The following is an 8,902-nucleotide window of genomic DNA, read 5'->3' on the forward strand; positions in this document are numbered from 1 at the left end:
AAGAGGCACCTCGCGGGGGGTGGGCTGGACGGGGGCGTCGTACGCCGGGAACACGCTCGCGCCGGCGTCGGCCGGGCCGACGGTCGCGCGGAACGCCGCGAACAGCTCGCGGCCGGTCCCGGCCCACTCCTCGCCCTCGGGCGCGCGGCCGGTGGGCTCGCGGGAGGCAAGGTCGGCGCCGTCGTGGGTCTTGATCGCCAGGACGCCGCGCTCGGCGTCCACGGTGAGCAGGTCGCCGTCGCGCACGCGGCTGAGCGGCCCACCCAGCGCGGCCTCGGGCGTGACGTGGATGGCGGCCGGGACCTTGCCCGAGGCGCCGGACATCCGGCCGTCGGTGACGATCGCGACCCGCTGCCCGCGGTCCTGGAGGACGCCGAGGGCGGGGGTGAGCTTGTGCAGCTCGGGCATGCCGTTGGCGGCCGGTCCCTGGTAGCGGACGACGGCGACGAGGTCGCGCCCGTCCAGCAGCCCGTCACCGAAGGCCTGGAGCAGGTCGGCCTGGTCGTCGAAGACCATCGCCGGGGCCGTGACGACCCGGTGCTCGGGCTTCACCGCGGAGGTCTTGACGACAGCGGTGCCGAGCGGCCCGTGGAGCACCTCGAGCCCGCCGGTGGTCGAGAACGGGTCGTCGGCCGGGCGCAGCACGTCGAGGTCGAGGCTCGCCTTCGGACCCTCCTCCCAGGTCAGGTCGCCGGTCTCGGCGTCGCCGCGCAGCACCGGCTCGGTCGTGTAGTGGCGCAGGCCGCGGCCGGCGATCGTCCACACGTCCTCGTGGAGCAGCCCTGCGCGCAGCAGCGTGTGGACGAGGAAGGCGATGCCGCCGGCGGCGTGGAAGTGGTTCACGTCCGCGGCGCCGTTGGGGTAGACCCGGGCCAGCAGTGGCACGACCGCGGAGAGGTCGGCGAGGTCGTCCCAGGTCAGCGTGATGCCGGCCGCGCGGGCGATCGCGACGAGGTGCAGCGTGTGGTTGGTCGACCCGCCGCTCGCGAGCAGCGCGACGCAGGCGTTGACGATCGCCTTCTCGTCGACGATCTTCGCGATCGGTGTGGGTTCGCCACCTTGGCGAGTGATCTGCACGGCGCGGGCGGCCGCGGCGCGGGTCAGCGCCTCGCGCAGCGGGGTGCCGGGGTTGACGAAGGACGAGCCGGGCAGGTGCAGCCCGAGCACCTCCATGATCAGCTGGTTGGAGTTCGCGGTGCCGTAGAAGGTGCAGGTGCCGGCCGAGTGGTACGACGCCGCCTCGGCCTCGAGCAGCTCCTCGCGGCCGACCTTGCCCTCGGCGTACAGCTGGCGCACGCGGGCCTTCTCGCCGTTCGGCAGGCCCGAGGCCATCGGGCCGGCGGGCACGAACACCGTCGGCAGGTGGCCGAAGGACAGGGCGCCGATGAGCAGGCCGGGGACGATCTTGTCGCAGACGCCGAGCATCAGCGCGCTGTCGAACATGTCGTGGGAGAGCGCGATCGCGGTCGACATCGCGATCACGTCGCGGCTGTAGAGCGAGAGCTGCATGCCGTCGCGGCCCTGGGTGATGCCGTCGCACATCGCCGGCACGCCGCCGGCCACCTGCGCGACCCCGCCCGCGCGGACGACCGCCTTCTTCAGCACCGGCGGGTAGGTGCCGAACGGCTGGTGCGCCGACAGCATGTCGTTGTAGCTGGTCACGATCGCGACGTTCGGCTTCACCCGCCCGCGCAGCGCGGCCTTGCCGGCCGGCTCGGAGGCGGCGAAGCCGTGCGCGAGGTTGGCGCACGCCAGCCGGTGACGCGCCGGGGCGCGGTCGCCGGCCTGCTCGACGCGGCGGAGGTACGCCGTGCGGCCGGCGGCGCTGCGCTCGGTGATCCGGGCGGTCACGGCCGCGACGGTGGGATGCATCTGCTGGGTCACTGGTCGGTCTCCTGCCAGGTGCGGCCGTCACGCTCGACGAGGTCGGCGGCAGCGGTCGGGCCGGTCGAGCCGGCGGGGTAGGTCGCGGGCCGCTCCTCGAGCTCCGCGGAGCGCTGGGCCCAGCGGGCGAGGATCGGCTCCACCCAGGTCCAGGCGGCCTCCACCTCGTCGCGGCGCATGAACAGCGTCGGGTTGCCGCGCACGACGTCCATGAGCAGCCGCTCGTAGGCGTCCGGCGAGCGCTGGTCGAAGGCGGTGGCGTAGGAGAGGTCGAGCGAGACCGGCCGCAGCCGGATGCCACCCGGGCCGGGCTCCTTGGCGGTGAGGTGGAGCTTCATGCCCTCGTCGGGCTGGACCAGGATGTGCAGCCGGTTGGCCGTCGTCGTCCCCTCGCTCTGCGGGAACATCGCGTGCGGCGGCTCCTTGAAGACCACGACGATCTCCGAGGCGCGGTGGTCCAGCCGCTTGCCGGTGCGTAGGTAGAACGGCACGCCGGCCCAGCGCCAGTTCTGCACCTCGGCCTTGAGCGCCACGAACGTCTCGGTGCGGGTGTCCGCGTGGCCGACCTCGTCGGCGTACCCGTCGTAGACGCCGCGCACGGTGTCGCGGTCGACGTCGGCGGGGGTGAGCGGCTTGAGCGCCTGGAGGACCTTGAGCTTCTCGTCGCGGACGGTCTCGCGGCCGACGTACGTCGGAGGCTCCATGGCGACCAGGCAGAGCAGCTGCAGCAGGTGGTTCTGCACCATGTCGCGCAGCGCGCCGGCGTTGTCGTAGTAGGGGCCGCGCTTGCCGACGCCGACGGTCTCGGCGACGGTGATCTGCACGTGGTCGACCCAGCGGCTGTTCCACAGCGGCTCGAGGAAGGCGTTGGCGAACCGCGTGACGAGCAGGTTCTGCACGCTCTCCTTGCCCAGGTAGTGGTCGATGCGGAAGACCTGGTGCTCGGCGAAGACCCGGCCGACCGCGTCGTTGACCGCGCGCGCGGAGGCGAGGTCGTGGCCGATCGGCTTCTCCATGACGACGCGCGAGCGCTCGTCGACGAGGCCGAGCTCGTCGAGCCGCTCGCAGGTGGGGCCGAAGAGGCCGGGCGCGACCGCGAGGTAGTAGACGCGCACCGCCCGGTCGGCGCCGGGGCGGTCCTTGAGCAGGCCGTGCAGGTCGTGCCAGCCCTCCGGCTCGTGGGCGTCGAGCTCGAGGTGGTGCAGGCGGGACAGCAGGCGCTCGACGGCGGCCGGCTCGATCTCCTCGGCCGGGACGTGGGTCTCGAGCGCCGAGCGGACCAGCGTGCGGTAGCCGTCGGTGTCGATCGGGCTGCGGGAGACGCCGACGATCCGGTGGCCGGGGAGCAGCTGGCCCTCGCGGTCGCGGTGGTAGAGCGCGGGGAGCAGCTTGCGCAGCGCCAGGTCGCCGGTCCCGCCGAACACCGTGAAGTCGCAGTGCTCCGGAAGGGCCGCGTGCGGGTTCGGGGTGTCGGTGGTGGGGGCCATGCCTCCACGGTCCCAGGACTTTTGGATCGTTACAAGCCCACTTCGGACTTTTCGTGGACAAAGTACCGTGGTTTCATCCTCCAGTGAGCATCTCCCCGGGTCCCGTCGAGACCACCGCCGGCGGTCTCCTGGCGCTCGTCCGCAGCGGCGAGGCCGCCACCCGCGCCGACCTCGGCCGCGCCACCGGGCTCTCCCGCAGCGCCGTGTCGCAGCGGGTCGCCGCGCTCGTCGGTGCCGGCCTGCTCGTCGAGGGCGGCGGTGTCGCCTCCACCGGCGGCCGGCCCGCCGGGGCGCTCGCCTTCAACGTCGACGCCGCCGTCGTCGTCGGCATCGCGGTCGGCCGCTCACGCACCCAGGTCGGCGTCTTCGACCTCGAGGGCCGCGAGATCGTCGGCGACACCCGCGACCACGAGGTCGGGAGCGGGCCGGACGAGGTGATGCCCGACGTCGCCGAGCGGCTGCGGACGCTGCTGGAGGGGATCGAGCCGCCCGTCCTCGGGATCGGCCTCTCCCTGCCCGGCACCGTCGACCCCGAGCGGCGGGTCAGCGTCGACGCCCCGGTCATGAAGGGCTGGGACGGCGTGCCGCTCGCGCCGTACCTCACCGGCGCGTGCACCGCCCCGCTCCACCTCACCAACGACACCTCGGCCCTGACCCGCTCCGAGCTGTTCGGGCCGGCGCCGCTCGGCAGCGACGTGCTCGTCGTCAAGGCCTCCACCGGTCTCGGCATCGGCGTCATCGCCGACGGCCGCCTCGTCAACGGCTCACGCGGGGTCACCGGCGAGCTCGGCCACACCCGGGTCGAGGGCGCGGACGAGCTGCTGTGCCGCTGCGGCGCGCACGGCTGCCTCGAGACCGTCGCCGCGGGCTGGGCGATGGTCAACCGGCTCGTCGAGGGCGGCGCCGAGGCCCGCCACGTGCGCGACCTCGTCGGCCTGGCGCTCGACGGCGACCCGGTCGCCCGCAGCCTGCTGCGCGAGAGCGGACGGCGCGTCGGCGAGGTGCTCGCCGTCGCCGTCAACCTGCTCCACCCGCAGACCGTCGTCGTCGGCGGCGACATGGGCTCCGCGTTCGACCTCTACACGGCCGGCATGCGCGAGTCCGTCTACGCCCGCGCCGCCGGCTCGGTCACCCGCGACCTCCGCTTCGCCCCCGCCGCTCACGGCGACTCCGCCGGCCTCGTCGGCTGCGCCGCCCTCGTCATCGACCACGAGCTCTCCCCCGCCGCCGTCGACGCGCGGTTGCGGGCGGCTCGCGCGGAGGCCTGAACGGCTGATGCGTGCGTCTCACCTATAGGTGGTACGCACACGCTTCCGGGCCGATGCATCGCCCCAGAAGCGGGTGCGAAGGCCCAGAACCTGGCGTCTAGATACCCCGAGGGGGTACGCCGTCAGCGGCGGCCGCGCTTGGTCTCGCGGCGGACGCGACGGCGGACCTGCCAGAGGCGGAGCGTGCCGGCGAGGGCGGTCAGCAGCAGGCCGGCGGCGACAGCGATCAGCAGGGCGACGGCCAGCGGGGTCTCGCCCTCGAAGCCGAGGAAGCGGACGAGCACCGGCTCGGTGTTCTGCGCGATGAAGACGACGAGCAGCACCAGCACGATGCCGAACGCGACGATCGCCGCCCACACGCCGCTGGTGAGCGAGCCGCGGAGCGGGTCACCCGACGCCGGGGCGGCGGGCCCGGACGCAGGCCCGGGCGACGGCGTGGCGGAGGGTGCGGACGAGGACACCGGTCCCGGGTCGACCGGGGTCGACGGGCCGGCGGGAGGCTCTTCGGACGGGTGCGTCATGTCGGTCCGGTACCCAACCGCGCCGTGACCGAGATCGCGTCCGGCCCGGCTGGCACGACCCCGCGCGGATGGGGTACTTCCATGCCCGTGACAGCCCAGCCCCTCGCCCCCGGACCGGACCTCGCACCGGTCGGCGTCGGGCCCTCGACGGCCGCCGGACCGCACCTCCGCCTGGTGCCGACGGCGCCCGAGCCCGACGCCCAACCCAATGACCAGCCCACCACAGCCAGCTCACCCCGCCGCGACGACACCGGCCCGCCGGCACTCGCAGCAGGCGAGCCGTTGCCCCCCGTCGCCGCACCCGGTACGCCGTGGCGCGCGGCACTGCCGGTCTACGCCCGCGAGCCGGCGTGGCAGCTCGCGCTCGCGCACGCGTGGCTGGTGCTGCTCGGCCCGGTGCTGGTCCTGCTCCCCGGCCCGATCGCCACGGACGTCGGGCTGGCGCTCGGCCTGGCCACGGCCGTGCTGTGGCTGGTGGCGGCGGTCCGCGACCTGGCCGACCTGCGCGGCTGGGGCCGCGTGGTGGGCGTGCGGGCGACCGCGCGGATGGTCCTCCACCTGGCCACGAAGGGACCGTGGGGCTACCTCGGCGTCCGGGGACGGCGTACCGGTGAGTGGGCGCCGTTCCTCGCCTGCACCGCCGCGTGGTGGGCGGCCGCGGTGACCACCGGCCTCGCGCTGCTCCTCCACGGGTGAGAGGACCGGTCGGGTAGAACGGGGCTGGTGAGCACTCGGCGGCGCCTGCGGACGATCGCCGGCCTGGTGGTCCTGCTCGGCGCGCTGCTCGCGGTGCTGCCGGCCCTCGACGACGCGGCAGCGGGCCGCACCCACCGCGCGCCGGTGCTGCTGGTCGGGCCGGAGGTCGTCGTCGGGCCGCTCGCGGACGACGTCGACGCGCTGCCGGACACGCCCTTCGACGCCCGGCCCGCGGACGACCGGGTCGAGGCGGAGCGGGCGCTGGCCGACGGCGACGTGGTCGCGGTGGTCGTCATCGACCTGCGCAGCACCGAGGACACCCTGCTCCTGCCCCGCCTGCGCACGCCCGAGCTCGACCGGGCGCTCGTGCGGGAGGTCCGCGCCGCGGAGGAGCGCCGCGGCCGCACGGTCACTGTCGAGCGTGCCGGCCCTGCTCGCGACGCCCCGGCGTACGACGTGCTGGGCCTCGCCGCCGCTGCCGGCGGGTTCGTCCTGGTGCTGGCGGTGTCGCTGGTGTGGGGGCCGTTCGCCCGCACGCTCCCGCGGGGCCTGCTCCGGCTGATCGCCGTCGGCACGCTCGCCGCGGTCGCGGCCGGCCTCGCCCCGCTGCTGCCCGGCGTGCCCGGGAGCGCGGCGGCCGAGGTCGCGGCCGTGCTGGCGCTCGGGGTCCTGGCCGCCGGGCTGCTGACCCTGGCCCTGGAGGCGCTCCTCGGCCTCGCCGGCCTGCTGCTCGGCGCGGCGGTGCTCCTCGTGCTGCCCGCCCCCCTGCTGGTGGCCGACGACCCGCTGCTGCTGCCCGGACCGTGGGCGGACCTGGTGCGCTTGACCAGCGCCGGGGCGGCGGCCGAGGGCGTCCGCGACGTCGCGGCCGGCGGCGCTTCCGGCCGCGCGCTCTGGTTCCTCGGAGCGGTCGCCGCCACCGGCCTGCTCGTCCTGGCGCTCACCCGGTTCGACGGCGTTCGGCACAGCCCCGCGGTCACCGGCCCGGGCCGGCCTGCCGACGACGTGCCGACCAGCGGTCGCTGGCGGCTCCAGCTGGTCGCGGTGCTGGCCGCGCTCGCCGCCGGCACGGTGCTCACCCTGACTCTGCTGCCGGGTGCCGACGGCGCCGACGGGGACTCGGCGTACCCGAGCCTCGCCTCGACCACCACCTGCGAGCCGACCGGCCCGGTCCGCACCGTCGCCGACCTCAACCGGGTCACCGAGCTGCGCGGGTCGCCGCAGTTCCGGGGCGGCGACGTCGGCGCGCAGGCGGAGCTGCAGGACGGTCGCCGCCTGTGGGTCTTCGGCGACACGCTGCGCGGGACCGGCGGCGGGGAACGGTTCGTCCGCAACTCGATGCTCGTCGTCGAGCCCGGCTGCCTGCGGGTCGTCGTCCCGGCCGGCGGCGGTGCGGTGATCCCCGACCGCGACCGCGAGGTCGGCTACTGGCCGATGTCGGTCGTCGTCGACGGGCGCCCCGGCTACGACCTGGTCACCGTCACCGCCCAGCGGGTGCGGTCCACCGACCGCGACGACGCCTTCGGCTTCGAGAACATCGGTCCCGCCGTCGCCCTCTTCGTCGTCCCCGAGGGCGGCACCCCCCAGCTCGTCGACCGGGTCGACGTCGGCCCCGACTCCGCCGACACCACGCGGCCGATGTGGGGGGCGGCGGCCGAGCGGCACGACGGCTGGCTCCACCTGTACGGCACCGCGCGGCCCGACACCGGGATGCCGACCGGCTTCTCGCTCCAGGTCGCCCGGGTCCGCCCCGACGACGTGCTCGAGCCCGACCGCTGGCGCTACTGGGACGGCACCGCCTGGGTGCGCGACCCGGCCGCCGCCGCAGAGCTCGTCCGGGCCGCGGGCGGCACGTCCCAGACGCTGAGCGTCTTCGAGCGCGACGGCCGGTGGTACGCCTTCAGCAAGCGCGACGAGTTCCTCGGATCCGACCTGGTCTTCTGGACCGCCCCCGCCCCGACCGGGCCGTTCACCGCGCAGCCGCCCGTGGCCGACCTGCCCACCGACAGCACCACCGGCGAGCTGCGCTACATGCCCCTCGCGCACCCCGACCTGCTCCCCCGGCCGCGGTCGGTGGTCGTGTCGTACAGCCGGAACCGCACCGACGTCGGCGAGGTCCTCGACGACCCGCTGCTCTACCGCCCGCGCTTCCTGCGGGTGCCGCTGCCCGTGGACTGACGGGCGGCCCGCCGGGCCGGGTGGCATGGTCGGGGCATGGAGCGAGACCGCGACCGCAACGCCCAGGGCCGCGCCGAGCAGGCGCGGCCCCGCGACGAGCTGGGCCGGCCGCTGGCGTACGGCCAGCCCGGCGTCGAGCCGATCTCCGAGGAGCCGCTCTCCGGCGAGGGCACCGTCGCCTACGCCCGGACGCTGCTCGACCAGGGCCGGCCGTTCGCGGCCCACGAGGCGCTCGAGGTCCGCTGGAAGTCCGGCCCGGAGGACGAGCGGCCGCTGTGGCAGGGGCTCGCCCAGCTGTGCGTCGGCCTCACCCACGCCGCCCGCGGCAACGCCGTCGGTGCGGCCCGGCTGGTCGAGCGCGGCGCCGACAACCTCACGACGTACGCCGACACCGGTGGCCCGACGTACGGCCTCGACCTGCCGGCAGTCGTCGCCTGCGCCAGCGCCCGCGTCGACCAGCCCCGCACCGGCTGAGACCGTCGCTCCGAGCGACTTCCTGTGGGGCAGGTCACTGCCTGCTGACCCGCCCCCGACGACCGGACACGACCCACACGGAAGAGACCCCGGACCCGGCCGACACCCACCGGGAAACGACGAAGGCCCCGGGTCGTGGACCCGGGGCCTTCGGTTGCTCGACGTGCGCGAGGGGGGAGTTGAACCCCCACGCCCTTTCGGGCACACGGACCTGAACCGTGCGCGTCTGCCTATTCCGCCACTCGCGCGTGAAGCCCCGCAAGGTTAGCCCAGCGCGTGAGGTCCGGCCAAACCGGGAACGGAGGGTGCGGGCCGCCGGACGACGACATGGTTACGATCGGTCGCGACCCGGCGGCCGGCAGGCCCGTCGGCCCTGCCCGGACGAGCATTCCGC

General features: G+C 75.3%; 7 protein-coding genes and 1 tRNA gene. 4 read left to right on the forward strand and 4 right to left on the reverse strand.

Translation table 11 applies throughout. The annotated features are described in order from the left end of the window. Positions 1-1,872, reverse strand: a 1,872-nt coding sequence (edd, locus tag G6553_RS04385; protein ID WP_166189703.1) for a phosphogluconate dehydratase, incomplete at its 3' end; no start/stop codon positions are given. An 8-nt stretch (positions 1,873-1,880) separates the two neighbouring features. Then, complete coding sequence (gene zwf / locus G6553_RS04390; protein WP_166189524.1) at positions 1,881-3,371, reverse strand: glucose-6-phosphate dehydrogenase; 1,491 nt, start codon at positions 3,369-3,371, stop codon at positions 1,881-1,883. An 83-nt stretch (positions 3,372-3,454) separates the two neighbouring features. Between zwf and G6553_RS04395 the strand changes: the two genes are divergently transcribed. Beyond that, positions 3,455-4,639 carry an ROK family transcriptional regulator gene (locus tag G6553_RS04395; RefSeq protein ID WP_347565483.1) on the forward strand — a complete coding sequence of 395 codons (1,185 nt, stop codon included), beginning with the start codon at positions 3,455-3,457 and terminating at the stop codon, positions 4,637-4,639. 122 nt (positions 4,640-4,761) lie between these two features. On the opposite strand, the gene G6553_RS04400 is transcribed toward G6553_RS04395, so the two are convergent. Continuing rightward, positions 4,762-5,160, reverse strand: coding sequence for a lipopolysaccharide assembly protein LapA domain-containing protein (locus tag G6553_RS04400; RefSeq protein WP_166189526.1), 399 nt, complete (start codon positions 5,158-5,160; stop codon positions 4,762-4,764). Positions 5,161-5,247: 87 nt separating this feature from the next. On the opposite strand from G6553_RS04400, the gene G6553_RS04405 reads away from it, so the two are divergent. Genes G6553_RS04405 through G6553_RS04415 form a run of 3 tightly spaced genes read left to right on the forward strand, consistent with a single transcriptional unit; the run spans position 5,248 to position 8,508 of the window. Beyond that, entirely contained in the window at positions 5,248-5,856 is a 609-nt protein-coding gene (locus tag G6553_RS04405) for a hypothetical protein (RefSeq protein WP_166189528.1), read from the forward strand. Positions 5,857-5,883: 27 nt separating this feature from the next. Beyond that, positions 5,884-8,034, forward strand: a complete 2,151-nt coding sequence (locus G6553_RS04410; RefSeq protein WP_166189529.1) for a DUF4185 domain-containing protein — start codon at positions 5,884-5,886, stop codon at positions 8,032-8,034. Between the two features lie 36 nt (positions 8,035-8,070). Continuing rightward, complete coding sequence (locus G6553_RS04415; RefSeq protein WP_166189531.1) at positions 8,071-8,508, forward strand: DUF309 domain-containing protein; 438 nt, start codon at positions 8,071-8,073, stop codon at positions 8,506-8,508. A 164-nt stretch (positions 8,509-8,672) separates the two neighbouring features. Here G6553_RS04415 and G6553_RS04420 read toward each other — a convergent pair. Beyond that, a tRNA-Leu gene (locus G6553_RS04420) sits at positions 8,673-8,756 on the reverse strand. Between the last annotated feature and the right edge of the window lie 146 nt (positions 8,757-8,902).

The sequence above is a fragment of the Nocardioides sp. IC4_145 genome, assembly GCF_011250565.1.
In the GTDB taxonomy this organism is placed as follows: Bacteria; Actinomycetota; Actinomycetes; order Propionibacteriales; family Nocardioidaceae; genus Nocardioides.